Here is a 468-nt window from a genome sequence, read left to right as displayed (position 1 = left end):
GCGCCAGGCGATCCAGCACGCGCGTGACGCCCGTGCCGGAGATCGCTCGTTCGACCTCGATGACGACGGCCTCGTGAGTGGCGTCGTCAACGACCGTCAGGCACTTGATGACGCGACCCTCGGCCGTGCGATCGAATACGGAGTCCATCGACCATACCTCGTTGGGGGCCACGGGCCGGAACAAGGGTTGTCGCTCACCTGCGGGCACCTTCTTGCGTTTGCGCCGACGCACCTGCAGCTTCGCATCCTGATACAGCCGCTCCACGCGCTTGTAATTCACGAGCATCCCTTCTTGCCTAAGCTTGAGGTAGATCATCCCGACGCCGTAGCGCTTGTGTCGCTGCGCCAAGGCCAGGATCCGCTGTCGAAGTTCCACATTGCGGTCCGCGCGCGGCGCGTAACGCAGGGCACTGGCACTCATGCGCAGCACCGTCAACGCGCGGCGCTCGCTGAGTCCTTGGCTCGTCA

1 protein-coding gene is annotated in these 468 nt (G+C 64.5%); it reads right to left on the bottom strand.

Annotated features, from left to right (window positions below):
* Positions 1-468 (bottom strand): IS3 family transposase (locus IHE49_RS18365; protein WP_192160666.1); only part of this gene is annotated, 468 nt, incomplete at both ends.

Origin of the sequence: Rhodanobacter sp. 7MK24 (assembly GCF_014842995.1) — a bacterium.
Taxonomy (GTDB): Bacteria; Pseudomonadota; Gammaproteobacteria; order Xanthomonadales; family Rhodanobacteraceae; genus Rhodanobacter_A.
The sequence above is the reverse complement of the archived record's forward strand: the minus strand, read 5'-3'. Positions and strand labels throughout refer to the sequence as shown.